This is a genomic window from Natronomonas moolapensis 8.8.11 (genome assembly GCF_000591055.1).
GTDB lineage: Archaea > Halobacteriota > Halobacteria > Halobacteriales > Haloarculaceae > Natronomonas > Natronomonas moolapensis.
This window is the reverse complement of the sequence record NC_020388.1, coordinates 438,411-462,732: the sequence shown is the minus strand read 5'-3', so window position 1 is coordinate 462,732 and position 24,322 is coordinate 438,411. Positions and strand designations below refer to the sequence as shown.

At 66.7% G+C, this 24,322-nt stretch carries 26 protein-coding genes, 1 tRNA gene and 1 pseudogene; 10 read left to right on the top strand and 18 right to left on the bottom strand.

Annotated elements, in window-relative coordinates:
- The first annotated feature begins 84 nt into the window (after nucleotides 1-84).
- Nucleotides 85-780, top strand: a complete 696-nt coding sequence (locus NMLP_RS02350; protein WP_015408521.1) for a carbonic anhydrase — start codon at nucleotides 85-87, stop codon at nucleotides 778-780.
- 165 nt (nucleotides 781-945) lie between these two features.
- Here NMLP_RS02350 and NMLP_RS02345 read toward each other — a convergent pair whose 3' ends face one another.
- Nucleotides 946-1,140 (bottom strand): cold-shock protein, encoded by a 195-nt coding sequence (locus NMLP_RS02345; protein ID WP_015408520.1) that lies wholly within the window; start codon nucleotides 1,138-1,140, stop codon nucleotides 946-948.
- 173 nt (nucleotides 1,141-1,313) lie between these two features.
- Here NMLP_RS02345 and NMLP_RS02340 point away from each other — a divergent pair, with 173 nt between their 5' ends.
- Together NMLP_RS02340 and NMLP_RS02335 are read left to right on the top strand one after the other, a co-directional pair.
- On the top strand, nucleotides 1,314-1,823 hold the full coding sequence (locus NMLP_RS02340; RefSeq protein ID WP_015408519.1) for a hypothetical protein: 510 nt from the start codon (nucleotides 1,314-1,316) through the stop codon (nucleotides 1,821-1,823).
- Nucleotides 1,824-1,861: 38 nt separating this feature from the next.
- Nucleotides 1,862-2,176 (top strand): cupin domain-containing protein, encoded by a 315-nt coding sequence (locus NMLP_RS02335; RefSeq protein WP_015408518.1) that lies wholly within the window; start codon nucleotides 1,862-1,864, stop codon nucleotides 2,174-2,176.
- A gap of 21 nt (nucleotides 2,177-2,197) precedes the next feature.
- Here the strand turns inward: NMLP_RS02335 and NMLP_RS02330 are convergent, their stop codons facing one another.
- Nucleotides 2,198-2,920 carry a MogA/MoaB family molybdenum cofactor biosynthesis protein gene (locus NMLP_RS02330; RefSeq protein ID WP_015408517.1) on the bottom strand — a complete coding sequence of 241 codons (723 nt, stop codon included), beginning with the start codon at nucleotides 2,918-2,920 and terminating at the stop codon, nucleotides 2,198-2,200.
- A 108-nt stretch (nucleotides 2,921-3,028) separates the two neighbouring features.
- On the opposite strand from NMLP_RS02330, the gene NMLP_RS02325 reads away from it, so the two are divergent.
- From NMLP_RS02325 to NMLP_RS02315, 3 genes are all read left to right on the top strand, one after another.
- The gene (locus NMLP_RS02325) at nucleotides 3,029-4,084 is read left to right on the top strand and encodes a zinc-binding dehydrogenase (RefSeq protein WP_015408516.1); all 1,056 of its coding nucleotides are present in this window, start codon (nucleotides 3,029-3,031) and stop codon (nucleotides 4,082-4,084) included.
- A 43-nt stretch (nucleotides 4,085-4,127) separates the two neighbouring features.
- Nucleotides 4,128-4,421: a hypothetical protein gene (locus NMLP_RS02320; protein ID WP_015408515.1), complete on the top strand. Its 294-nt coding sequence runs from the start codon at nucleotides 4,128-4,130 to the stop codon at nucleotides 4,419-4,421.
- A gap of 106 nt (nucleotides 4,422-4,527) precedes the next feature.
- Nucleotides 4,528-5,778, top strand: a complete 1,251-nt coding sequence (locus NMLP_RS02315) for an MmgE/PrpD family protein (protein ID WP_015408514.1) — start codon at nucleotides 4,528-4,530, stop codon at nucleotides 5,776-5,778.
- A gap of 39 nt (nucleotides 5,779-5,817) precedes the next feature.
- Here the strand turns inward: NMLP_RS02315 and NMLP_RS02310 are convergent, their stop codons facing one another.
- From NMLP_RS02310 to NMLP_RS02295, 4 genes are all read right to left on the bottom strand, one after another.
- Nucleotides 5,818-5,997, bottom strand: a complete 180-nt coding sequence (locus tag NMLP_RS02310) for a hypothetical protein (protein ID WP_015408513.1) — start codon at nucleotides 5,995-5,997, stop codon at nucleotides 5,818-5,820.
- Nucleotides 5,998-6,110: 113 nt separating this feature from the next.
- Nucleotides 6,111-6,710, bottom strand: a complete 600-nt coding sequence (locus NMLP_RS02305; protein WP_015408512.1) for an NUDIX hydrolase — start codon at nucleotides 6,708-6,710, stop codon at nucleotides 6,111-6,113.
- A gap of 55 nt (nucleotides 6,711-6,765) precedes the next feature.
- Nucleotides 6,766-8,364 carry a methyl-accepting chemotaxis protein gene (locus NMLP_RS02300; RefSeq protein ID WP_015408511.1) on the bottom strand — a complete coding sequence of 533 codons (1,599 nt, stop codon included), beginning with the start codon at nucleotides 8,362-8,364 and terminating at the stop codon, nucleotides 6,766-6,768.
- Between the two features lie 106 nt (nucleotides 8,365-8,470).
- Entirely contained in the window at nucleotides 8,471-9,841 is a 1,371-nt protein-coding gene (locus NMLP_RS02295) for an adenylosuccinate synthase (RefSeq protein WP_015408510.1), read from the bottom strand.
- 431 nt (nucleotides 9,842-10,272) lie between these two features.
- Between NMLP_RS02295 and NMLP_RS02290 the strand changes: the two genes are divergently transcribed.
- On the top strand, nucleotides 10,273-10,578 hold the full coding sequence (locus NMLP_RS02290) for a hypothetical protein (RefSeq protein ID WP_015408509.1): 306 nt from the start codon (nucleotides 10,273-10,275) through the stop codon (nucleotides 10,576-10,578).
- A gap of 230 nt (nucleotides 10,579-10,808) precedes the next feature.
- Here the strand turns inward: NMLP_RS02290 and NMLP_RS02285 are convergent.
- Nucleotides 10,809-10,881 (bottom strand) — tRNA-Pro (locus NMLP_RS02285).
- An 83-nt stretch (nucleotides 10,882-10,964) separates the two neighbouring features.
- Here NMLP_RS02285 and NMLP_RS02280 point away from each other — a divergent pair.
- Nucleotides 10,965-11,252, top strand: coding sequence for a pro-sigmaK processing inhibitor BofA family protein (locus tag NMLP_RS02280; RefSeq protein ID WP_015408508.1), 288 nt, complete (start codon nucleotides 10,965-10,967; stop codon nucleotides 11,250-11,252).
- Nucleotides 11,253-11,366: 114 nt separating this feature from the next.
- Here the strand turns inward: NMLP_RS02280 and NMLP_RS02275 are convergent, their stop codons facing one another.
- Together NMLP_RS02275 and NMLP_RS02270 are read right to left on the bottom strand one after the other, a co-directional pair.
- Nucleotides 11,367-13,394 (bottom strand): DEAD/DEAH box helicase, encoded by a 2,028-nt coding sequence (locus tag NMLP_RS02275; protein WP_015408507.1) that lies wholly within the window; start codon nucleotides 13,392-13,394, stop codon nucleotides 11,367-11,369.
- 114 nt (nucleotides 13,395-13,508) lie between these two features.
- On the bottom strand, nucleotides 13,509-13,688 hold the full coding sequence (locus tag NMLP_RS02270) for a hypothetical protein (RefSeq protein ID WP_015408506.1): 180 nt from the start codon (nucleotides 13,686-13,688) through the stop codon (nucleotides 13,509-13,511).
- Between the two features lie 99 nt (nucleotides 13,689-13,787).
- On the opposite strand from NMLP_RS02270, the pseudogene NMLP_RS14010 reads away from it, so the two are divergent.
- A pseudogene (locus NMLP_RS14010) lies at nucleotides 13,788-14,391 on the top strand (IS6 family transposase).
- Nucleotides 14,392-14,516: 125 nt separating this feature from the next.
- Here the strand turns inward: NMLP_RS14010 and NMLP_RS02260 are convergent.
- Genes NMLP_RS02260 through NMLP_RS02220 form a run of 9 tightly spaced genes read right to left on the bottom strand, consistent with a single transcriptional unit; the run spans nucleotide 14,517 to nucleotide 23,252 of the window.
- The gene (locus NMLP_RS02260; RefSeq protein WP_015408505.1) at nucleotides 14,517-16,310 is read right to left on the bottom strand and encodes a Na(+)/H(+) antiporter subunit D; all 1,794 of its coding nucleotides are present in this window, start codon (nucleotides 16,308-16,310) and stop codon (nucleotides 14,517-14,519) included.
- Entirely contained in the window at nucleotides 16,307-18,388 is a 2,082-nt protein-coding gene (locus tag NMLP_RS02255; protein WP_015408504.1) for a proton-conducting transporter transmembrane domain-containing protein, read from the bottom strand. Before NMLP_RS02255 ends, NMLP_RS02260 begins: the two co-directional genes overlap by 4 nt.
- On the bottom strand, nucleotides 18,385-19,977 hold the full coding sequence (locus NMLP_RS02250; protein WP_015408503.1) for a monovalent cation/H+ antiporter subunit D family protein: 1,593 nt from the start codon (nucleotides 19,975-19,977) through the stop codon (nucleotides 18,385-18,387). The genes NMLP_RS02255 and NMLP_RS02250 overlap by 4 nt, the downstream gene beginning before the upstream one ends.
- On the bottom strand, nucleotides 19,970-20,398 hold the full coding sequence (locus NMLP_RS02245) for a cation:proton antiporter subunit C (protein WP_015408502.1): 429 nt from the start codon (nucleotides 20,396-20,398) through the stop codon (nucleotides 19,970-19,972). Before NMLP_RS02245 ends, NMLP_RS02250 begins: the two co-directional genes overlap by 8 nt.
- Entirely contained in the window at nucleotides 20,395-20,973 is a 579-nt protein-coding gene (locus NMLP_RS02240; RefSeq protein WP_015408501.1) for an MnhB domain-containing protein, read from the bottom strand. The genes NMLP_RS02245 and NMLP_RS02240 overlap by 4 nt, the downstream gene beginning before the upstream one ends.
- Nucleotides 20,970-21,527: a DUF4040 domain-containing protein gene (locus NMLP_RS02235; protein WP_015408500.1), complete on the bottom strand. Its 558-nt coding sequence runs from the start codon at nucleotides 21,525-21,527 to the stop codon at nucleotides 20,970-20,972. The genes NMLP_RS02240 and NMLP_RS02235 overlap by 4 nt, the downstream gene beginning before the upstream one ends.
- A complete protein-coding gene (gene mnhG / locus NMLP_RS02230; RefSeq protein WP_015408499.1) occupies nucleotides 21,524-21,841 on the bottom strand; it encodes a monovalent cation/H(+) antiporter subunit G in 318 nt (105 codons plus the stop codon). Before mnhG ends, NMLP_RS02235 begins: the two co-directional genes overlap by 4 nt.
- A complete protein-coding gene (locus tag NMLP_RS02225; RefSeq protein ID WP_015408498.1) occupies nucleotides 21,838-22,125 on the bottom strand; it encodes a cation:proton antiporter in 288 nt (95 codons plus the stop codon). The genes mnhG and NMLP_RS02225 overlap by 4 nt, the downstream gene beginning before the upstream one ends.
- A complete protein-coding gene (locus NMLP_RS02220) occupies nucleotides 22,122-23,252 on the bottom strand; it encodes a monovalent cation/H+ antiporter subunit E (protein WP_015408497.1) in 1,131 nt (376 codons plus the stop codon). The genes NMLP_RS02225 and NMLP_RS02220 overlap by 4 nt, the downstream gene beginning before the upstream one ends.
- A gap of 215 nt (nucleotides 23,253-23,467) precedes the next feature.
- On the opposite strand from NMLP_RS02220, the gene NMLP_RS02215 reads away from it, so the two are divergent.
- Entirely contained in the window at nucleotides 23,468-24,289 is an 822-nt protein-coding gene (locus NMLP_RS02215) for a pantoate kinase (RefSeq protein WP_015408496.1), read from the top strand.
- Nucleotides 24,290-24,322: the final 33 nt, after the last annotated feature.

Genomic DNA, 24,322 nt, shown 5'->3' with positions numbered 1-24,322 from the left:
GACACTTCGAGTCGCACCGCCGTCCACACTCCGTCCCTGGACCGAACGCCCACATTTTTGTCTGGAACGCAGGGAGTGATGACTATGCCGGACACGACGCTCGTCGACCTCCTCGAAGGCAATACGCGCCACGTCGAATCGCTGTCGAAGACGCACTTCGACACCGTTCAGTCCGAACAGCGCCCTGCCGTGGTCTCCGTGTGCTGTTCGGACTCGCGGGTTCCTCAGGAGGGAATGTGGGACGTCGAGGAGCCGGGATGGCTCTTTACCGCCGGCAACATCGGTAATCAGGTCCGCGAGTGCGTCGGGGACACCCACGTCGTCAGCGGCGACGTCCTCTACCCGCTTCGGTTCACCGACACTGACGTCGCCGTTGTCGTCGGCCACACGGGATGTGGGGCCGTCACCGCTGCACTAAGACGAACCCGATCGGACGATCCGAAGCCGTTGCCGGCCGGAGTCGAGGTGCGCGTCCGGTCGCTGTTGCCGGTCGTCGAGTCGGGGCTGGCCGACGACCGGGTCGACCCGGAGGCCGATGCCAGACTCGTCGACCAGCTCGTCGAGTACAACGTCGACCGTCAAGTGGAGTTCCTCCGGGAGGACGATTCCGTCCCCGACTCGACGAGCGTTCTCGGCTTCGTCTACGATTTCCAGGGCGTCTACGGCGAGTCGCGCGGCCGGTGTTATCTCCTCAACCGCGACGGCGAGACCGCTCCCGAAGCGCTTCGGGCCGCCGTCCCGGAACGCTTCGAGGACCGCGTCCGGCGGCTGCTGGAGTGAGCCGAACGACGTCGGCTGTTCCGGCGGGTCACACGGCCGTTGCGCTGAGGCCTCTGGGCTTTTTGAGGGCTCGTCGATCGTGTACGTGCGACGGGTATCGGCCCAGTAGTGCTGCCGCTCCGGGCGAAGGATAAATTAGTCGAAAGCGATGCGTGGGGTCGGCGTTTACAGGCGCGTCAGGTTCGTCGCGCGGGGGCCTTTGTCGGCCTCCTCGATGTCGAACTCGACTTCCTGTCCTTCCTCGAGGTCCGGGCCGCCGACATCCTCCATGTGGAAGAAGACGTCCTCGTCCGCGTCCTCAGTGTCAATAAAGCCGTAACCGCCCGTGTCGTTGAAGAAATCAACCGTTCCGGTTGCCATCAACTGTTCTGAGAGCAGCCACATATATAAGGCTTCCGGGCCGCGTACAGTAACAGCCGGGCCGCGTCGCCGTCCGGGTGAGTACGCGCCGGCCCCAGACCGAACAGCGGTCGCGGATCGGACGGCCATACCGGAGGGGTACAGCTATTATCCTCCCGGTCGGGACGTCTCGTATGTTTCGACGCGTCCGGGAGACGGGCCCCGCGCTGTTGATTCCCTCGGCGTGGGCGCTCGTTGCCGCCGCCCACCTCGGTGTCGTCACGACGCATCCGGTGTTCGTGATGCACGCGGTTATGAGTGTGTTGCTCGTCGCGTTTGCGGCCGCCTCTTGGGGCGATATGGCGTCGGGCGTGCTCCGGGCCTGGCGGACCGTCATCGTCGCCGGGACGCCGTTCGCCGTCGTCGGCCTCGTGGGGTTTGCCCGTCCGGACGCCCCCGCAGCGCTGTTCGCGCTCGCGCTCGGCGGGTGGATGCTACTTCCGGCCGCGGGGTTCGGCTACACCGCCCGCGAACTCCCGGCTGGGGCGTGGGTCTATGCGGCCGCCACCGCCGGGTGTCCGGTCGGCGCGGGGCTGTACGCCTACGGCACGGTCGCGGGAAGCACGACGGTGCAAATCGTCGGCATCGCGGTTGTCGGAGTCGCCCAGACTGCCGGCATCGTCGACGCCGTCGTCCGGTTCTAGCGCTCAACGCTTAACTGGCTGGCCGACGAGAAGCCCGTATGACACTGAACGAACTCCCCGAACTCGATCCGGCGGCCGGGTCCGTCGAGACGGCCGAGCTCGTCGTCTCCGACGACGTGCTGGTGAAACTGTTCGCGCTCGGTCCCGGCGGCGCCTTCGACCCCCACGTCCACGACGACTGCGAGAACGTCTTCCACCTACTCGAGGGTGCGGTCACGGTGACGCAGGGCGAGGAAACGGAGGCGGTCGAGGCGCCGGCCGTCGTCCACAACCCCCGCGGCGTCGAACACGGCGCCGAGAACGACGGCGACGGGCGGGCGCTCCTGACCGCGAGTCTCTGTCCGCTGCCGTAGTCGGGGCGGTTCGACCCGTCTCTACATCTCGTCGGTGCCGGCGTCGTCCTCGACCGCTTCTTCGGGATCGACCGCTTCTTCGGCTCCACCCTCCGCCTCGGGCTCCTCGCGTCGCGCGAGCCCGGCCAAATGCGGCGCTTCCTCGAGGACAATAGCCTCAGTTCCGAGCCGGACGGCGTTCTCGCTGCCCGGCAGACAGAACACCGGCGCGCCGTCAGCGATCCCTGCGGTAGCGCGCGTCCCGACGACCTTCGTTCCGATCTCCTCGCGCGAGAGGGTCCGGAACAGTTCCCCGAAGCCGGGGAGCCGCTTGTCGAAGAGTGGTTCGACTGCCTCGATAGTCACGTCGTCAGGAGTGACGCCGGTGCCGCCGGTCGTGAGGACGCAGTCCGTATCGCTCCGTTTGGCCAGCCTGTCGACGGTGTCCTGGATGGTGTCGAAGTCGTCGTTGACGACCTCCCGGGTCGACACCGCGTGACCGGCCTCGCCGACGAGCCCGGCGATCGCGTTCCCCGAGGTGTCCTCGTCGATGCCGCGGCTCGAGGAGACGGTCACGACGCCGAACCCGAGTTCCTCGAAATCGTGTCGGTGGTGGCCGTGGTCGTGGCCGTCCGGCCCGTGGTCGTGATCGCGGTCGTGGGTATGCTCCTGATCGTGGCGGTCGTGAGGACGGTCGCCGGCGTTCCCGCCGTCGGCCGCGTGTCGCTCGTCGCCCGCCCCGTGCGTGGGTTCCGGTTCGTCCATACGAACACAAACGACGATGAAACGCAAAAAGGGCCGGTTCGCGACTGGGTCGGAGCCGGCGTCTCGGACTCCGCTAGAGTTTTGCACCCCCGGAACACACTACCGGCCATGCAGGCGATCTACTACGAAGAGCACGGACCGGCGGACGTCCTCGAGTACGGCGATTTCCCGGATCCGGAGATCGGCCCAGAGGAGGTCCTCGTCGAGATCGAGGCCGGCGGGCTGAACCACCTCGACGTCTGGACCCGCAAGGGGATGCCGAGCCCCGAGGAGATGCCGCACATCCCGGGTAGCGACGGCGCGGGGGTCGTCAGCAAGGTCGGCGAGCGCGTCACCCGATTCGAGGCGGGCGACCGCGTCGTCGTCGATCCGGGGCTCTACTGCGGCGAGTGTGAGTTCTGCCGGAAGGGCGAGCAGTCGATGTGCGTCGACTACAAGATGATCGGCGAACACGTCCGGGGCGTCCACAGCGAGTTCGCCGCCGTCCCCGAGCAGAACCTCCTCGAGCTTCCGGAAGGGATCGACTTCGCGACGGCCGCCTCCGCGCCGTTGGTGTTTCAGACCTCGTGGCGAATGCTGCGGACGCGCGTCGATATCGACCAGTCGGACAGCGTCTTGGTGCTAGGTGCCTCCGGCGGCGTCGGTCACGCCTGCGTCCAGATCGCGGCCAACGAGGGGTGTGAAGTGTTCGCGACAGCCTCCTCGGAGGCCAAACTCGATCTCGCCCGCGAGTGCGGGGCGGATCACCTCATCGACTACGAGGAGGAGGACTTCGACGAGGCGATCAAGGACCTGACCGACGGTCGCGGCGTCGACGTCGTCGTCGACCACGTCGGTGAGGCGACGTGGGACAACTCCCTCAGCGCGGCCGCCAACGGCGGCAGCATCGTCACCTGCGGGGCGACCTCCGGCGTCTCCCCCGAGACGAACATCCCGAAAGTGTTCTGGAAGCAACTCGACATCCTCGGTTCGACGATGGGGACGCCCGGCGAGATGGACGACGTGATGACGAAGGTGTTCGACGGTACGTTCGAGCCCCACATCCGTGAGGTGTTGCCGATGAGCGAGGTCCAGCGCGCCCACGAGATGCTCGAATCCCGCGAAGGGTTCGGCTCCGTGGTGGTCGTTCCGGACGAAAAGTACGACCCGGACGACTACGAGTGATGCAGGTCAGGCGGCGCGGCTCCGACCGACGGGCCGAGGAGCGATGACGGACGACCGCGGCCCCGCCGCTGAGCGACCGGAACGAGACGGGGAGGATGCGGGGGGCGACTCCATGATGATCCACCCCGACGAACTCGACCGGGCCTTCGATTGGCGCGGGTGGACCCTCGTCGCGGCCGTCGTCGTCGCCTTTCTGGCCGTCCCGGGAATCATATACTTCTACCCGCGTGCGCCCTCGGCCGTCGGGTTGACTTTTTGGGACACCTATCTCGTCCTCCCGATGATTCCGGCGGTCGTCTTGGGCCTGCTCGCGGTGTGGGCAACGACCCGACCCTGAGCGAGTCCGGCGGAACACCGCCCGGCCACTCGGTGGTGTTCGGATCGGGGCAACACCGCCGTCGGACCGCGGAACGCTTTTTTATAGACCCGTCGTGCGCTGTGATATGACCTCGAGCGAGGAACTCGCCGGCTTCGCCGCCGCCGTCGAGTACGGCCGGCTCCCCGACGACGTCCGCGAGGCCGCGAAACGGCGGCTCTTGGACGCCGTCGGCGTGGCGCTTCGGAACCACGACCGCCACCGCGTTGCGGCGATCAGGGAAGGGCTACTCCCGGCGGGACCGTCGGACACCCGCGGCTGCCGGCTCTGGGGCACCGCCGACGTCGTCCAGCCGCCGCGGGCGGCGGCGGGCAACGCCGTCGCGATCACCGCCGGGAACGGGCCGACGTTTCTGGCCCCGACGTTCGCTCCTGTCGGCGGATCGCTCGCGGCAGTCGTGGCCGCGGCGGAGGCGGCTGACGCGACCGGGGAGACGACACTCGCGGGGATCGCGGCCGCCCTCGAGGTTCACGGCGAGTGCGCGTGGAACGCGCCGCTGGACGGATTCCATCCGGCGACCCACACGGCGGTCGCCGCGGCGGCCGGGGCGGGGCGAGCGATGGGCTTCGACGCACGGACGATCGCCGACGCGGTCGGGATCGCGGCGGGACGGGTAGCGCTTGCGGTCGGCGATCCGGACGATCCGCTGCCCACCGGACGCGCGGCCCGTTCGGCTGTATATGCGTGTTCGCTGGCCGACAGCGGCGTCTCGGCCTCCGACGCGATCGCCGCGCCGAACGGGTGGCACGACCGAGTCGGTTCGTTCGAACTCGATCTCGATCCCGGGTGCGAGCGGGTCCGCGACGCCGCTGTGCTTCCCTACGACGCCCACCCATACGGGCAGTCGACGATCGAGGCGGCAATCGAACTCGCGGGCGAGGCACCGATCGACCCCGCCGACATCGATTCCGTCACCGTCGAAACGTTCGACGCCGCGGTTCCGGAAGTCGATCCCGAACGGGTGGCGGCGGCGCTCGTCGATCGGGAACTGGCGATCCACCGCGGGGACCGAACCGACCTCGAACCGGTCGTCGAGGCCGTCACGGTCGCCCCCGACGAGGCGCTGACGGATCGACACGACAGGGGTGCGATTCCCGCCCGTGTCACCGTCGAATTCAGGGACGGATCGGTCGTCGAAGCGGCCCGGGACGGATTCGAAGGGCACCCGTCGGTCCCCGAAACGTGGGGCCTCGTCGAGGAGAAGTTTCACGCGATCGCCGAGGATATCTACGACCGGTCCGTGCGTGTGAGGACGGTCGACACTGCGCGGTCCTTCGAGGCCGACGGCACAGCGGAACTCGACCGGTTGCTGCGGTGATCGTCGGCCGTCCGGGCGTGCCGGCGGCCGGCGAAGAGGTCAGGCCGGCGGCTCCGATCCGTCGGTCGACTCGATCGGCGAAGGGACGACGAGTCCGCACGTCCGGGCGTAGTGTCGGAACTTCGATCGGGACATTCCCGCCCGCCGCGCGGCTTCGGCCTCGGTCAGTTCGCCGCTGAGGTGCAACAACACCGCCCGCCGAACCTTCGAATCGTCCATATTAACTGTTTCAGTGTATTCTGTCGTCGTACGTAAATCTTTCTCCGGAAAAACAGTACGTACGGCGGGACAGGCCGGAAGTAGTTTTCAAACCACGTAGTGTCGCGCGTCGCTCAGTCGTCCGCGAAGTCGCGTCGCATCGCGATTTCGAACCACGGACACAACCGGAGTTGGCGGTACCACTTGGGGTGTTCGTGGAGGCGTTCGTAGGGAACCCACATCACGCCCGCGACCTCGCTCTCGTCGGGGTCGAGTGTCCGGTCCTCGAGGGTGCACTGCAGGACCGAGCAGACCTCCCACTCGAGACCGTCCTCGAAGTAGTAGCGCTTGTACTCGAATTTGTCCGTCACCCGGAGGTCGTCGTACTGGTCGGGCGTGACGCCGAGTTCCTCCTCGAGGCGTTCTCTGGTCGCTTCGAGTTGTGTCTGGCCCTCGACCGGATGGGAGGCGACGGTCCCGTCCCAGTGGGTGTCCCAGAGGCGTTTGTCCGGGGCTCGCTGTGCGAGGAGGAGGTTGTCGTCGCCGTCGAAGACCAGCGTCGTGAACGCGCGGTGTCTGACCCCGTCGCCGGTGTGGGCGTCGAGTCGGTTGACCGGTCCCTCGGGGTCGTCGTCGGCGTCGACGGCGATCACGTTCTGTCGGGCGTTCTCGTGCTCGGGCGTGTCCCCGGCGGCGGTCCTCGAAGAAGTTGGGTCCGTGTCGTTCGTATCCATACCGACGCAAACGGCCGACCGGATTAAGGAGGCTTCGAATCGTTCGGAACCGAGATCAGTCGGATCGGACGTCGGCGCGGTCGTCTTCTCGCCCCCTGAGTTCGTCGACGCGGCTGACCAGTTGCTCGAGGGCCGCGACTCCCTCGTCGGCAGCGGCGTTGACGTCGTCGACGGCCGAATCGGCCCTGTCGGCCCGATCGCGGACGTTCTCTAGGGTCGCGGTGACCTCTTCGACCGCCGAGGCCTGCTCGTCGTTCGCCCGTGATACTTCGGCGATGCCGTCGGCCGCCTCGTCGATGGCGTCGTTAATCTCCTCGAAGGCGGCGAGCGTTTCGTCGATCCGCCCGCTGGCGCTCTCTATGGTTTCACTGGATTCAACCGCGGCGTCGACCGTCGTCTCGGTCTGTTCGCGCAACTGTGCGATGTTCTCTGTGATTTTTTCGGTGTGTTCTCGGGTCTCGTCGGCCAGCGTCTTGACCTCCTCGGCGACGACGGTGAAGCCGTCGCCGTCGGAGCCGGCACGGGCGGCCTCGATGTTGGCGTTCAGCGCCAACAGATTGGTCTGTTCGGCCACGTCGGAGATGATCTCGACGACTGCCTCGATGTCCTCCATGCGGTCGTCGAGCGCGCGGATGTTCCCGACGAGTTCGTCGCCGATCTCGGTCACCGCGTCGGTCGCCTCTCTGGCGCCGTGGCTCGTCTCGACGCCCTCGGTCGCGACCTCGCTGGCCTCGGCGGCGGCCGCGTCGACCTCCTTTGCGGTCGCGGCGACCTCCTCCATACGGGCGGAAAAAGACTGCATCTCGGAGACGGCGTCCTCCAGCATCCCGTTCTGTTCGTCGACGTGGGCTGCGATCTCCTCGGCGCTGTCGACCACTTCCTCGACGACGGCCTCCAGTTGTGTGGCCTGTGATTCGACCCGGCTGCTAAGGGTCTCGAAGTCCTCGACGAACTGGTTGAACTCCTCGACGATACTGACGTCGACCCCTTCCTCGCGCAGCTGGGTTCGGTGTGCGTCGTCGATCACTGCCCGCTCGTCGAAGTTCCCGTTTCGGACGGCGCGAAGCGTGACCGAGAGCTCCGTGACGAGGTCTTCGATGGCGAGTTGGCAGCCGACGACGTTCGTCTGGTCGACGACGACTTCGATGACACCGAGGAGTTCGCCGTCGTCGTCGAACCGCGGCGTCGCCCAGAAGGCGATGTGTTTTTGATTGTCGTGTTGATCGAGCATCGTGCTCGTGTCGTCGACCCGGTGTTTGTCGGCGTCGTCGAGGTCGATGTCGTATTCCTCGTGGACGGAGCGAGGATACTCGAGCACCTTGTCGGCGAGCGTCTTTGCCCGCCGACCGTCGGGGTAGAACATCTCGCTCGCGTGCTCGTGGCCGAGAGCCTCGGCGGCGGTCGCGCCCGTCAACTCCTCCATGGCGTCGTTCCAGGCGACGATGTGGCCCTCCGCGTCGAGGGCGAACGTCGGTTGCGCTACGAGGTCAAGAAGTTCGGCGCTCGAGGCGGTGAGGACCTCTTCGCTGGCGGTTTCGGTCGAGGAAACGGGGTCGATCGAATCGGCGGCGACCGCTTCGGTTCCGCCGTCGGTCATCCGTTGGTCCGTGGTGCCGGACAACCCCCGCCAGAACCGCCGTACTGTCTTGAACATACGCCGATGATGTACGAAACGAAGTATAAAAACGCCGTGAGAATCGAACACTGAGTCCGCCGGGTTGGGGGTAGACGCCGGCGGTATTCACGACGGAGACCGGGGATTATACCGGCGACTCGACGACGACGGTCTGCTCGCGACCCGGTCCGACGCCGACGGCGTAGATCGGCGTGTCGAGTTCCTCGGCGATGTACTCCAGGTACGTCCGAGCGTTCTCCGGGATGGCGTCGTAGCCCGCTTCGGCGACGGTGGTCCAGTCGACGTCGTCCCACCCCTCGAAGGTCCGCAGTTCCGTCTCGCAGTCGCCCCACCGCTCGGTCGTCGGGGGCATCGTGAGCAGTTCCTCGCCGTCGAGGGTGTAGGCGTGGCCGACCGCCACCTCGTCGAGGCCGGCGAGCACGTCAATGTGGTTGATCGCGAGGCCGGTGAAGCCGTTGGCGCGGGCGGCGTGTCTGAGCATCGGCATGTCGAGCCACCCGACGCGGCGCGGACGGCCTGTGACGGTGCCGTACTCGCCGCCTTCGTCGCGGATGTAGGTGGCGAGGTCGGCTTCGTCTGGGCGGCCGCCCCCGGTCGGTGTCTGGCCCTCGACTGACCCGAGTTCGGTCGGCAACGGGCCGGTGCCGACGCGGGAGAGATAGGCTTTGACGATCCCGATTACCTCGCCCTGCCCGACGACGGTCGGGCCGAGGCCAGTGCCGACCGCCGCAGCGCCCGCGGTGGGGTTCGAGGAAGTGACGTAGGGGTAGATGCCGTGGTCGATGTCGATCGAGGTGCCCTGTGCGCCCTCGAACATGATCTCCTCGCCCGACTCGAGCCGGGAGTGGAGGAACTCCCCACAGTCGACGGCCATTTCCTCGCGTTCGAGGCGCTCACCGAAGGCGCGGTACGTCTTCAACAGGGCGTCGATGTCGAACGCCTCCTGGTCGACGTCGTCGCCGATTTCGAGACCGTAGACGTCCTCGACGAGCGCGCGCTTGCGCGGGACGACGTATTCGAGCCGCGACCGGAGCGTCTCGGCGTCGAGGAGATCGCCGATCCGGACGCCGCGCCGGCCGGCCTTGTCCTCGTAGGTCGGCCCGATTCCCCGCCCGGTAGTTCCGGCGGCGAGGTCGTCGTCGGATTTGACGTCCTCCTCTATCCCGTCGAGAACGCGGTGGTACGGCAGGATCGCGTGTGCGCGCTCGGCGACGCGGACGTCCGGGGAGAGTCCGCGTTCGGCCAGCGCATCGAGTTCCTCGAAGAGCGTGTTCGGGTTGACGACACAGCCGTTGCCGAGCACGCCGACCTTGCCGCGGACGGCGCCGGAGGGGACGAGCGAGAGTTTGTACTCGTCGCCCTCGTAGACGACGGTGTGGCCGGCGTTATCGCCGCCCTGATAGCGCACGACGACGTCGACGGCATCGCCGTAGACGTCGACGATACCCCCCTTGCCCTCGTCGCCGAGTTGTGAACCCACGATGGTTACGGTCATCGAAACGACGTTTCCGCCAGTGGGGTAAACAGATTACGGTATATGGGTGGCTCGAACGGTAGTGAGAGCCACAGACGAGCGAACGGGGAGCGTAGTGACCCGTGAGTGGGGAGAGACGAGCGTAGCGAGTCTCTCCGGGCGTCGAGCGGGGAGCAACGCGACCCGCGGGATGGGTGGCTCGAAGGGGACTGCGAGCGCCGACGCACACGCCACTCGACAGACGGTCCGACGCGACGCCGGTCGGAACGATCCGGCGAAAAACCCCGGTATCGGGGCTTGAGCCTCCGATGGAGGCTTTCACACACGGGTCGCTGTCACAAGCGATTTATACACCCCCATACAACTGGGTCGCATGCTTCGGTTAGGCGGAGCGTACCTCCGGCGCCCGGACAGCAACACTTAAATTACACAAACACAAGTTAACAAATGCCATGATAGATCGACTTGAGAAGGAAGTAGACATGCTTGAGCGCCATCTTCGGGTTCTGCGGATGGTCATCGAGAGCGAGCCGATCGGGATCGTCAAGATGTCGAACGAGACGGGGTATCCCCATCACAAAGTCCGGTACTCGCTTCGGGTGCTCGAAGAGGAGAACCTCATCGAGCCCTCGAGCCAGGGCGCGATCACCACCGAGGACACCGCCGACTTCGTCGACGACCTCGACTCGAAGATCGACAGCATCATCGACAAACTCGAAGGGATGAAGATCGACGACATCCCGGAAATTGAAGGCTAACGCGGTTTTGTTCTTTGCGTTCTCCCGGCAACAGCGACGGCGTTCCCGGGAAGGTCGGGCCGGCGGCGAAAGGAGCCGCTCGATTGCAACGGAAGTGGGACCGCCCGAACGTGAATCCGACTGCGAACGCTCCTCGCGTCCCGTTCGCGTGATTCAAATTCCGCCCCCGTTCGCCTCGCAACGCCGCTCGCACACGCCACGCGGTGCTCGCGGGCTTGCGTCGACGGAAGTGGGACCGCCCGAATTTGAATCGGGGTTACAGCGTCCCAAACGCTGAAGGATACCAAGCTACCCCACGGTCCCGCATACTCACTTACTTCTCGACGGGGTGAAAACGTTTCGCTCTCGGCCCCAAGGGATTTAGCACCGCTCGGCGAAACCGCGGTATGGTCACGACGCTCGAAATCGGGCTTCTAGTCGGGGTATTGGCGCTCCTGTTCGGCGCGTACGCGGTCATCAAGACCGTCAAGCCGTTCGTCGTGAATGCGGTCGTGGGGGTGATCGTGCTGGCGGTCGCGAGTTTCCTCGGGATCGGCGTCGAAATCACGCCCGTCGCGGTACTCGTCTGCGCCATCGGGGGGATTCCGGGGGCGCTGTTGGTGATCCTGCTGGCGTACCTGGGGGTCGCCTTCGCCGGGATGGCCGCTCCGATGGGCGCGTTAGCGCTTTTGTAGATACTCCGGGGGAAAAAGAACTGCTCGAACTCAAGATTTGTTCGCAGCCACGAGGGTCGTTGTCCACGCGTTCGTTTTCGATTTCGATCCCCCGATTCTGAAGCGAGCACCGTCTCAGCGCTCGCCGCGCAACTCGATGCCGGCGACGAGTTCGTCGGGGTTCTCGCTGGAGCGGATCGAATCGAGAATAAAAAAGGCCTCGGAGGGTTCGAGGAAGTGTTCGGTGACGGCCCGCCCCAGCGGCGTCGGTTCGAAGCCGTCGATGAAATCGTACTCGATGAGTTTGCCGAGGGCGTGTTTCGTAGGGATCTCGCCGACCATCCGATCGTTGAGTCGCTTTGCGCCCTTCCCCGCGACGGTGATGTTCGCGAGTGTCTCCTCGATCGCTGCGGCCTCGTCGTAGCGGGTGACCACCGGCTCCATCTCCCCTTTGAGCAGTTTGAACGCGGTCTCGTCCTCGGACCCGTCCATCGAACTGTGATACGAGCAGTCGGGTTCGACGAGGAGATACACCGTCCCCTGGTCGTGGTAGTCCGGACGGCCCGCGCGGCCGAGCATCTGCTCGAACTCCTGGACTGAGAGCCACTCGATGCCCATCGCCAACGAGTCGAAGATCACCTGCGAGGCCGGGAAGTCGACCCCCGCCGCGAGCGCGGCAGTGGTGACGACGGCGGCGATGTCCTGGTCGCCGAAGTTCCGTTCGACGCGCTTGCGCTCGCCGTAGTCGAGGCCGGCGTGATACGGCGCAGAGTCGTACTCGAGTCGCCTGGAGATCTCGTGACAGCGCCGCCGGGAGTTGGTGAAGACGATCGTCTGGCCGCGGTACCCCTTCGAGGACTTCGAGTCGAAAGCCCGCGTGGTTAGTTTGTTTTCGATGTCGATCTTCTCGGGGCCGTCGGCGAAAGTGACGTGGCGCTCGATCGGGACCGGCCGTTCCTCGAACTCGATCAGTTGCGCGTCGAGTTGGGCGGCGAGATCCGAGGCGTTGCCGACCGTCGCGGAGAGATACACCCACTGCGTACCGCAGGCGTTGACCTCACAGTAGTGTTTGAGCCGCGAGACGAGGCCGTCGAGGCGGTGGCCGCGCTCCTCCTCGCCGAGGTTGTGGACCTCGTCGATCACGACGGTCCCGATGTCGCCGAGATCCCGGCCGGTCCGGAGGGCGTGGTCGATCCCCTCGTAGGTCCCGACAATCACGTCGGCGCCCGGATCGAAGCGGTTGCCGTCGTCGCGGATGCGGGAGGCACCGACACGGATCGAGACGTCGAGCGAATCGCCGTACATCCGCTCGAAGTCCTCGTGTTTCTGGTTGGCGAGCGCGACCAGCGGGACGAGAAACAGGAGTTTCCCCTCGCCCTTCAGCGCGCGCTCCATCCCGGCGAGTTCGCCGACGAGCGTCTTGCCGGTCGCTGTCGCGCTGACGACCAGTTGGTCGCGACCCTCCAAGAGCCCGTTCCGGACGGCGAGACTCTGGACGGGCAACAGCTCGTCGAAGGCCTCGAGCCGCGAGCGCAACGCGTCTTCGAGGTCGAGTTCCCCGGTCGGGACGGGATCTATTTCGTCGGTCGTTGCGCTGATCTCGTCGAACTTCGTCAGGTCGGGGTCGAGTTGGCCAGACAGGAGGTTCGCGACGCGCTCTAGGTCGCCGACTTCAAGAAGCAACGCCTCCAGTCGGTCGCGGGCCCCCGAGCGCAACCCCCGGTAGTTGGCCTCGCGTTCGAGTTCGCGCTTCGCGCAGTCGGGGCAGATATGCTCGTCGTCGGCTTTGATCGCCGTCTCGGAGGTCAGCGGCGAGTACCGACCCTTCCCGGCGCAGTACCGACACGTCCGGACCTGCTTGGCGTCGAGTTGATACCCCCGGAGCATCGCTTCGAGCGTCTGGCGGCCCGCCCGGGAGGTCTGCTCGGAGATACGGATTCGGGCGGCCCGCCGGGCCATCTCTACGAACTGCTCGGGGCGTCGCGGCACCTCGTCGTCGCCGTCCGTGACCCGAAACCGGCCCGGCCGCGGCCCGGCGTCAGTCTCTTTTAAATCGAGTCGACCGCGAAGCAGCCGCTCGCCGTCGCGTCGGACGACGACAGTGTAGCTGTCCCCCGATTCGTGGAGGAACAGCGTTCCCACCTCTGCGACCTGTTTCGACACGTTCGCCCGTAGTCCGTCGGGGTATTTCAGCGATTCGGCTCCGACGCCGAGACACGGCGGCCCGGGACGGGCAGTTCGTAGGCCGGCGCCGGGACGGATGCCCTAGCGGCAGGATCACTGGTGGCTGTGTATCCAGTTGTCGGCCGAGACGAACTCGGCCTCGCCGCAGGCGCCGCAGGTCTCGGGCGGCTCGAACCGGTGGTCCCCCGACGAGACGTGGATCGGCGTTCCAGCGTGAGTCACCTGGCAGTGCGTGCAAATGTACTGGACGAGCTTCTCGGGACTGTGTGCCATAATAACAATATTTTCATAACGATATATAATTGTTGTCCCTGCTGGGGGCGGTGTTCAGATAAGAATGAAGAGTGAGGCGGTTCGTTTTCTGGGTGATCCATGCCCGAAAACGACCGCCTCAACGGCTGTTTGAACGAGATCGAAGTAGGTTTTGTGGAACGAGAAGCGACACCGAGATTTCTGATGAAGCTCGGTATTCAGCTCCAGTTGGCTGGTCTATTACGTTCAAATACTATTTATATGCTTGAAATATTCGGTGTCAGTCGAGTTTGGTCTACCGTTCGCAACTGGGTTCATAGAGCCGATCTACAGCCAGAGGCTGATCAGAACCCGGATCTCGTTGCGGTCGATGAGACCGTGATCCGACTCAATAATGAACAGTATTGGCTGTACGCTGCTGTCGATCCCCGAAACAAGCGAATTACGTTATACAGCGCTTGAGCTAACCACCGACAGCGTAGTTGCTCACGCGTTCTTCACCGAGATCCATGAGAAACGCGACGTAGAAGACGCCGTGTTTCTCATCGGCGGCCCGCGCTCGTTGAAAAACGCCTGTCAGCGACACGGCCTCGATTTTAAATATAAAAACCACGGAAATCAAAAATAGCGTCGAACGTGTCTGTGGATAAATAAAAAACGAACTACCAGTTTCTCACACTATTTTAACAACGCCGACGCAGACACCGACGGCGAGTGGCTTTGATTGTTCGCCTTCGCATGGGGTCGACGTATCTGAACACTGCCAGATCGGAAGACAATACACACTCGATCGCACGGCCGCCGTGCGATTGATGTGTACATGGTTGCGATGTCTACTATAACCGTTGCTCACAACAGCACCAACACCGCGAGACCGACGAGCAGCGCCAGCGTCAACAGGAACACGCTGGCCCCCGAGGACGCCTGTAGCCGGAGCGTCCCGGCTCCGTCACCGGCTGGCAGCTTCGCCACGTCGACGCCGGGGAGCCGGTCGGCGGTGCGGTAGGCGTAGCCGCCCGGATCGCCCCCGACGCGCATCGACGCGCCGGCGGTCGCCATCACGGCCCGGTCGACGGCGGCCCAAAGCTCCGTGACGCCCCACGTGACCCCGCGGTTCAGATAGAAGCCCGCGGGGAAGACGACGCGGTCGACGTCGGGCAGCCACGCCAGCCGGGTGATCGGCCCCTTCAGCCCGAAGAAGGCGGCGAAGCCGACGACCAGGAGGACGGCCCCCTCGGCGAGGTGGCCGGTGCTGTAGGGGTGCAGTTCAGCGACGAGCGTGTCTGTGAAGGGCAACAACTCGAAGAGCAGTCCGGGCACCAACCCATAGAGCAGACAGAAGCCGCCGACGCCGAGCATCGCGACGGTCTGGCCGGGCGTCGCGTCGGCGGGTTCGTGGGTGTTCTCGCCGTGAAAGAAGACGTAGTAACCCAGTTTGATGAACGACATGAACGTCCCGATGGCGCCGAGGATGAGCAGCCACCAGAGGACGTCGCCGTACAGCGGGCTCCCCTCGAGGCCCACCTCGAGGTTGTGGACGTGGTGGGCCTCATCGAGGATCATCCCCTTCGAGACGAACCCGTTGGTGCCGGGGACGGCCGTGATCGACGCCGCGCCGAGTAGGTACGCCAGGAACGTCAACGGCATCACGTTCCAGAGGCCACCCAGCTTCTTGATGTTCTGCTCACCGGTGCGGTAGACGACGACACCGAGCGCCATGAACAACAGCGCCTTATAAAGAATGTTGTTGAACAGGTGGGCGAGTCCCCCGGCGACGGCCTTCTGCGTGCCGAGACCGATCCCCGCGAGGATGTAGCCGACCTGCGCCTGGATGTGATACGACAACAGTCGGCGGGGATCGTACTGCAACAGCGCGAAGAACGCGCCGTAGACCGCCATCGCGCCGCCGAGGTACGCAAGCCACATGCCGCCCTCGGGGAACGCCCGATACATCACGTAGGCGGCGGTCTTCGTGGTAAACACCGACAGGAACACCGACGCGGCGACGTGGGGGCGCGGGTAGGTATCGGGCAGCCACGAGTGCAGGAAGATGAACCCGCAGTTGATGCCGATCCCGACGGCTGCGAGGGGGGCGGCGACGTCGGCGATCCCCGAAGCGGCGTAGCGGAACGTCCCCTCGCTGACGAAGTGGACGACGACGGCGGCCAACAGGATCGACCCACCGGTGCCGTGATACAGCGCGTAGCGGTAGCCCGCCCGGACCGCCGCGCCGCCGTGGTGCCACACCAGAAGCGTCGACGTGACGGCCATCAGCTCCCAAAAGAAGACCATCGAGAGCCAATCGCCCGCGAAGACGAGGCCGGCGGTGCCCGCGACGTAGCTCATCGCGAAGGCGGTCATCACCCGCGAGGCGTCGGTCTCGTAGGCGTACACGACCGCCGCCGTCGCGAGGGTGGCGACGGCGACGGCGACCAGGCGGGCGGGGTCGTCGACGTTGAGAAAGACCACGTCGAAGCCCAAAAACCGGGTGTCGGCGTAGGTCCCGTTCGACAACAAAAGCGCCTGCACTCCGATTCCGGCGGTCGCGAGCGCAGCGACGGCGTGGCCGAGCAGGCGGGGGAGAAACGCCACGGCGAAGACGGCCAACGCGACGTAGACGAACGGCGGGATCGACTCGATCATACCGGCACCTCCGTGCCCGCGAGGGCGCCCTCGACGATCAACTCGATCAGCTCGAGGAAGCCGAGTTCGTAAGGGATGATCCCGACGAGGATGGCACCGGTCACGGCCGCCAGGATCGGCCCGAGCATGAACCACGTCGTCTCCTCGCCGCGGAGCGCTTCGGCGGTCGAGAGCCGCCGCCACCCGCCCGGCGGCGGCCCCTCGTGACTCGCGTCGTGGTCGTCGATGTCGGTGTGGGTGTGCTCGACGGCGTCCGGCGACTCGCCCGCCTCCGCGCCGTCAGCGTCGTCGGTCCCGTCCGGCGTCGTGTGATCGCTCGGGTGTTTGTCGACCGCGTACTCGCCGTCGACCAGCGGCGCGGGCTCGCTGTAATCGCGGCGTTCGCCGGGCGATCCCGAGAAGTCCGGCCGGAGGTCCTGGGCATCGACGTCGGCGTCGTCGGTTCCAGTCTCGCTGTCCTCGGCCTCGGCGTCGTCGGCGTCGTCGACGGGGCGGCCGCCGTCGGACGCGACGTCCGACGAGGATCGACCCTCACCGCTCGGGGCCTCACCACCGTCAGAACCGACTGACGAGGATCGCCCCTCAACGCCTCGGCCCTCACCACCGTCAGAACCGACTGACGAGGATCGACCCTCAACGCCTCGGGCCTCACCACCGTCCATCGAGACGAGCGTCGAACGCCGCTCGCCGCCGGGGCGGTAGTCGACGAGCGGCTTGGCGTCGTGGTCGGCCTCGGCCTCGAAGAACGCCGTGTAGACGACCGGCCAGAAGTACGCGATGTTGAGCACGCCGGAGACCAACAGCGCACCCGCCAGGTAGTAGCCCACGGGCGCGAACGACCCCATCTCGACCGCGCCGATGACCATGTAGTACTTCGAGACGAAGCCGGCAAACAGCGGGATGCCGGCCATTCCGGCGGCTGCGAGCGCGAACGCGCCGAAAACGACCGGCATCCGCTTGCCGATCCCCGCCATCTCCGAGATGTGGTCGGTGTGGGTCTCGACGTGGGCCGCGCCGGCACAAAAGAACAGCGTGAGCTTCATGAACGCGTGGGCGGGGATGTGCAAGAGCGCGCCGATCAGCCCGTAGGGGCCGAAGATCCCAAGCCCCAGCACGATGTAGGACAGCTGCGAGACCGTCGAGTACGCGAGGCGCTGTTTGAGGTGGTCCTTCCGGAGCGCGATGAACGACGCCGCGAGCAGCGTAAACGCCGCGAGCGAGGAAACCGCGACACCCATTCCGATCCGGTAGGCAACCTCGGGGCCGAAGACCTCGAGCGTCACGCGGGCGACCCCGAACGCGCCGGATTTGACGACCGCGACCGCGTGAAGCAGCCCGGAGACGGGCGTCGGTGCGACCATCGCAGTCGGGAGCCACTGGTGTAGCGGCATAAGCCCGGCCTTGACGCCGAAGCCGACCGCGAGCAGCAGATACGCGAGTTGGACCGCCGACTCGTTCGAGTTCGCGACCTCGGCGAGACCCTCGATCCCGCCGGGCGTGAACGTGACCGTCCCGGCGAGGAAAAAGACCAACACCGTCCCCGCGAGCACCAACACGCCGCCGCCGAACATCGTATACGCGAGGTACTTCCGGCCCGCCGAGCGCGCCTCGTCGGTCCCGTCGTGGGCGACGAGGGGGTACGTCGCGACCGAGAGCAACTCGTAGAAGACGAAGATCGTCACGAGGTTGCCCGCGAAGGCGATCCCCATCGTCGCCGACAGCGAGGCCGCAAACGAGGCGAAATACCGGGTCTGGCTGTGCTCGTCGAGGCCGCGCATGTAGCCGATGCTGTACAGGGAGGTGACGATCCAAAGCAGGCTGGCGAGGGCGGCAAAGAGGATGCCGAGGGGGTCCGCCCGCAGGACGAACTCGATGCCCGCGACGAACTCGCCGGCCGAGAAGACGTACGTCTCACCCGCCAGAACGCCCGGTACCATCGCGGCGACGATCCCGAACTTCGCGAGCGCGACGGCGATCGTGACCGCCTCGCGGACGTTCGGGCGGCGATGCGCCGCGAGGATGCCGAACATCCCGACGAACGATACTAACACGGCATACAGCGGGAAGTTGTCCATCATAGTACAGCCTCCAGGAACGGGTCGAGAAAGCTCTCGAAAACCGGGGCAGCGAAGCCGAGCGCGACCGCGGCGACGGAGAGAGCGGCGACGACGAACACCGCCTCGAACGGGACGGGACGAGCCTCGACCGAGGGGGTCTCGACCGTCCCCGTCGTCGACCCGTCAGCCGCCGCCGTCGCCTCGCCCGTTTCGGCCGAGTCGGCCCCGCTCCCGTCACCGCCGTCGGAGAGCACCCGGGCGTCGGCCGCCGGCACCGCGCCCTCGACGGCCTCTGGGGGTCGGAAGTACAGCGTCTCCAGCAGGCGGGCGGCGTACAGAAGCGTCAACAGCGTGCTGAAGAGGACCACGCCGGCGACGACCGGCGCGTCCGCCTCGATGGCCCCCCAGGCGATGTACCACTTGCCGAGGAAGCCGACCGACGGCGGGATCCCGACCAGCCCCAGCAGCGACAGCCCCATCGCGGCGGCGGCCACGGGCGATCGATATCCCAAGTTGGCGTACTCCCGGACGGTCCGGACACCGTAGGCGCTCGCGATGACGCCGACCGCGAGGAACAGCCCCGCCTTCATGAGCCCGTGGCCGACGAGGTGGATCACGGCGCCGAGGAGGGCCTGTTCGGTCCCGAGGCCGAACGCCGCGACGATCATCCCGAACTGCGCGACCGAGGAGTACGCCAGCATTCGCTTGACGTCGGGCTGGACCACCGCCAGCACCGACCCGGCGACGATGCTCGTCGTCGCGAACGCCACGAGGGCGTCGCCCGCGAGCGGGACCGCCTCGAAGAATGCGGGAGTGTACACCGAGTAGACGAGCCGCGCCAGCGCGTACGCCCCGAGCGTCGAGACGAGCGCGGAGATGTATGCCGTCACGGTGTCGGGCGACTCCGCGTAGGCGTCGGGCATCCAGGTGTGCAGCGGGAAGATGGCGGCCTTGACCGAGAGGCCGACCGCGACGAACGCGAAGGAGGCAACGACGAGCGGGTCGGTGTAGCCGACGGTGTCGGGGATCGCCGTCGACAGCGCCGCCATGTTCAGCGTGCCGGTGGCAACGAACGCGAAGCCGACGCCGACGAGGTACATCGACGCGCCCGCGGTCCCGATGATGAGGTACTTCAGGGCCGCGAGCGCCGAACGCCCCGAACGGTCGGTCGCGACCAGCGCGTAGGTCGCCAGGCCGACGATCTCGAGGAAGACGAACATATTGAACACGTCACCGGTCAGGCCGATCCCCATCAGCCCGCCACACAGAAGCAGGTAGGCGGTGTAGAAGGGGTTGTTCCGGGGATCGCCGCGGCGGGCGTACACCAACACGGCGAGCGTCACGATAGCGATCAGGAGGACAACGGCCGCCGAGAAGCCGTCGGCGACCAACTCGATGCCGTACTCGCGGGGGTAGTTCCCGAGGGAGTGGACGTACCGACCCTCCGTGGCGACCCGTCGCGCGACGACGACGGCGAGGGCGGTCTCGACGAGTGCCGCCAGCGCGGCGACGGGCCAGCCGACCGAGTCGAACTTCAGGCCGCCGACGATCGGCAGCGTTGCCGCGAGGATCGGCACCGCCACGAGCAACGCGAGTTCGGGGTTACTCATCCATGACCTCCCGGATGGTCGCCTCGTTGAGCGTGCCGTACTCGGTGTACAGCCGGACGATGAGCGCCAGCGCGACGGCGGTGAGACTGACGCCGACGACGATGGCGGTCAACACGATGACCTGCGGGAGCGGGCTTGCATACTCGCCGACCGCGCCACCCTCGCTCGGGATCACGGGAACCGACCCGCCCCGGACGTACGCCATCGCGACGAAGAACAGAAAGATCGCGCTCTGAAAGAGGTTCAGCCCGATGACCTTCTTGACGAGATTGGGGCTTGCGATCATCATGTAGAGCCCGATCGCGAACAGGATCGCGAACGTCGCGTATGCGTACCGCGTCGAGAGGGTCTCGAGGGCCAACGGGAGTGTCCGTTCGGCGAGGAGCACACCGGTCTCTGAAAGCGCCGCGTCGGGCCTCACGCGTCCTCACCCCCGGATTTGTCGTAGCCAGCGGCGGTGAGAAAAAACAGCCCCATGATGACCCCGGAGACGATAGCGGAGACGCCGCCGATCTCGATCGCCTCCATCCCCCACTTCGTCGCGTCGGAGCCGACGAAGGGCTCATAGCGCCCGTACTCGAGGAACGTCCCGCCCAGCGCGAGCGTCCCGAGCCCGACGCCGACGAAGGCGAGGACGCCGCCGCTTGCGAGGCCGGACATCAACCCGCTGCCGACCCACTCGCGGGTCGGCTGGATGCCGAACGCGAACGCCAACATGAGGACGACGACGCCGACGAGCGCGCCACCCTGGAAGCCACCGCCGGGCGAGTTCGCGCCGTGGAAGGTCAAGTAGAGCCCGTAGGTGAGCACAAAAGGCGTGACGATCCGAACCGTGGTCATAATGATCTCGCTTTCGGTGTAGGGGCGGACGGGGTCGAACTCGACGTCGGCGGCGTCCGGATCGACGTCCGCGTCCGAGAGGTCATACTCGACGTCGAAACCGGGGGTGTCGGAGGCTACGTCGTCCGTATCCGCATTAGCGTCGGTGTCGCTCACAGGAACTCACCCCGATGGAGGACGAGGACGACCGCGACGCCGGCGGCGAAGACCACCACGGCCTCCCCGAACGTATCGAAGCCACGGTAGGAAGCGAGTACCGCGGTGACGCTGTTGTGGACGCCGGTCTGGTGGTAGGACTCGGCGAGGTAGTGGCCGGTGACGCCCGCGCCGGGCGTTCCCGCCGCGCCGGTCACGGGCGTCGTCCCGCCGAGGAAGTTCTCCGCGGGGATCGCTCCGCTGATCGCGAGGAGGACAACCCCCAGTCCGGCCGAGACGGTCGCAGCGGGCCAGTTGATCCCCGCGAAGATCTCCTCGGCACCCGGGCGCGTCGTCTTCGTGATCGTCACGAGCAACAGGATAGTCGTCACGCCGGCCCCGATCGCGGCCTCGGTGATGCCGACGTCCGGCGCGAGCAACAGGGTGTACAGAAGCGCCATCCCGAGGCTGTAGGCGGCGAAGACGATGATGACCGCGAGCGTGTCGCGCAGCAGCGCGGTGGCGACGGCGGTGACGAGGACGAACGCCGCGAGGGTGAGACCGACCGCACTCATCGTCTCTCGTCCCCCTCGGTCCACGGTTCGATTCCCTCCTCGTACGCCGCGCGGGTCGCCGCGTGGGCGGCCGTCGGGTTAGTGATGAAAATGAACACGAGCAACAGGAGCGCTTTGATGACTTCGGTCTCGACGCCGTAGGCGAGCACGACCGCCCCCACGACGAGGCCCGCGCCGAGCGTGTCGGTCTGGGAGGCGGTGTGAGCGCGGGTGTACACGTCGGGGAGACGAAGCACGCCGACAGCGGAGACGAACGTGAAGAACACCCCGCCGGCGAGCAACACCAAGACGGCACCGAGGCGGACGTCGGTCATATGACGTCCCCTCGTTTGACAGTGAACTTCGAGATGGCGACGGCCATAAGGAAGTTCAACAGCGCGTACACCAAGGCGATGTCGAGGAACGACTCGCTGTCGAGGGCGACCGCCAAGAGTGCGAGGATGACGACGGTGTTCGTCCCGAGGACGTTGACCGCGATGACGCGGTCCTGCATGGTCGGACCCTTGACGGCGCGATAGAGGACGGCGATGGCGAGCGCCACGAGGGCAGCCGCGGCCGCGAGAAACGCCGTCGAGAGCGTCGAGGAGGCGGGGATCACGCCGAGTTACCTCCCGTCTCGGTCGTCCCCGTGGCCTCGGCGGCCTCGGCGGCGGCCTCCGGTCCCTGGAGTTCCTCGTAGTCACCGCGCTCCTCCGGGCTCGAGATCGCGGCGGCCCGGCGGCCGTAGAAGACGAACCGGACCGCACGCTCCAGGTCGCCCTCGGCGACGCCGTCGCGAGCGCTCGCGAAGAGGCCGTGGACGTAGAGGCGTTGGCCGTCGGCCCTGACGGTGAGCGTCCCCGGGGTGAGCGTGATGCTGTTTGCCAGCGTGGTCAACGCGGGACCGCCCCAGACCGCAGACCGAACCCGCGTCATCCGGGGCTCGATCGGCAGTTTGGGGTGGAGGATGATCAGCGTGATCAGGACGTTCGACTTCACGATCTCGTAGAGCAGGTAGGGGACGTAGACCACGAGCCGGATAGCTTGGGCGACGAGCGTCCGGACACGGGTCTGCGCCGACAGCGAGACGGTGTACAGCGACCCGGCGACGATGCCGGCGACGAGCGTACTCGTCGCGAGTTCGTAGTAGAAATCGAAGCTGTCGCCGGTCACGACGGCGAAGCCGCCGAGTAAGTGATAGAACAGAAACGAGACGCCGAACAGCAACCCGAACTGGAGCGCGCCGCCGCGACGGGACAGCCGCGAGCGGCGGACGGGTCGGCTGGCGGGGGCCTCCGAGACGTCGAGGCCGCGTTTGGCCAACGCGACCTCCATCGGCCGCAACAACGGGACGTTGCCGCCGGGGCTGTACTCGGGGTCGACGACGATCCGCTCGATGCCGTGCTCGGCGGCGTATGCCGAGAGCACCGCCGCGTAGTCGTCCGGGCTGAAGAGGTACTCGTCGGTACCGATGACGGCCGTGCGGACCGTCGGGGCGGCCTCGGGGGCGTCCTCGTCGGCCCACACAGAGACGCGTTCGAGGAGCGCGCGGACGGCCTCCCGCGCCGGGCGGTCGGCGTCGCCGACGAAGTGCTGGGCGACCGGCGCGACGAAGTGGACCTCCTCGAGACCGTCCTCGGCGGCGGTCGCCACCGCGTGTGCGACCGTGTTCCGCAGCGTTACCGACTCGCCGACGGGAACGAGCAACGCGCCCCCGGGAGCCGGGTCCTGTGTCTGGTCAGCCACGGGCGTTCACTACGGGACCTTTCAGCCACCCAGGTCAAAACCGTTTATCATTCCGGCGACGGCGTGTACGCTCGTGAAATCGGGGGCGAGTGGCCCCGAACGGCGGACCGGTCGGGGCGGACGAACGCCGCGGCCGGGCAACGGCGGATCGGTCGGGGCGAGGACGGCCACCGTCAGTTGGAAGACTTTTTAGGGTTCGTCACCCAGCCCATCGCATGTCAGATTCGGCGCGCGCGTTCGTCCCCGGACACGTGACGGGGTTTTTCAGCGCCCATCCGGACGACGACCCGACGAAGGCCGGCTCCCGCGGTGGCGGCCTCGCCATCGGCGACGGCGTCACGGTCGAACTCGAGCCCGGCGAGGGACTCGAACTCAACGGCGAGGCGGCGGCGATCGAGGCCGTCGACCGGGTGCTCGACGCCCTCCGTGCCACCGCCCGCGTCGTCGTCGAGACCGACCTGCCGTTGGGGGCCGGCTTCGGCGTCTCGGGGGCCGCGGCGCTCGGGACTGCGCTGACGACGAACGCCGTCTTCGGCCGCGGGCTCTCGGAGAACGAACTCGTCACCATCGCCCACGGCGCGGAGGTCCAGGCGGGAACCGGCCTCGGTGACGTGGTCGCGCAGGCCCGCGGCGGCGTCCCGATCCGGCTCGAACCCGGTGCGCCTGCCCACGGCGCGATGGACGGCATCCCACAGCGTCGGCCACTCGAGTACCGTAGCTTCGGCGAACTCCCCACCGAGGAGATCATCGCCGGCGACACCGACGAGTTGACCGCGGCCGGCGACCGGGCGCTGTCGGCGCTCGTCGCCGAGCCGACGCTCGAGACGTTCATGGAGTCCTCCAGGCGCTTCGCCCGCGAAGCGGGGCTGTTGACGCCGCGGGTAGCGGAGGTCGTCCGCGACGTCTCCGAGGCCGGCGGGGAGGCGTCGATGGCGATGCTCGGCGAGACGGTGTTCGCCCTCGGCAGCGGCCTCTCGGATGCAGGCTACGACGCCGAACAGTGTTCGCTCTCGCTGGCGGGCGCACACGTCCTGTGAGCCGCAGCCGAGGAGCGACCGGGCGCTCACCCG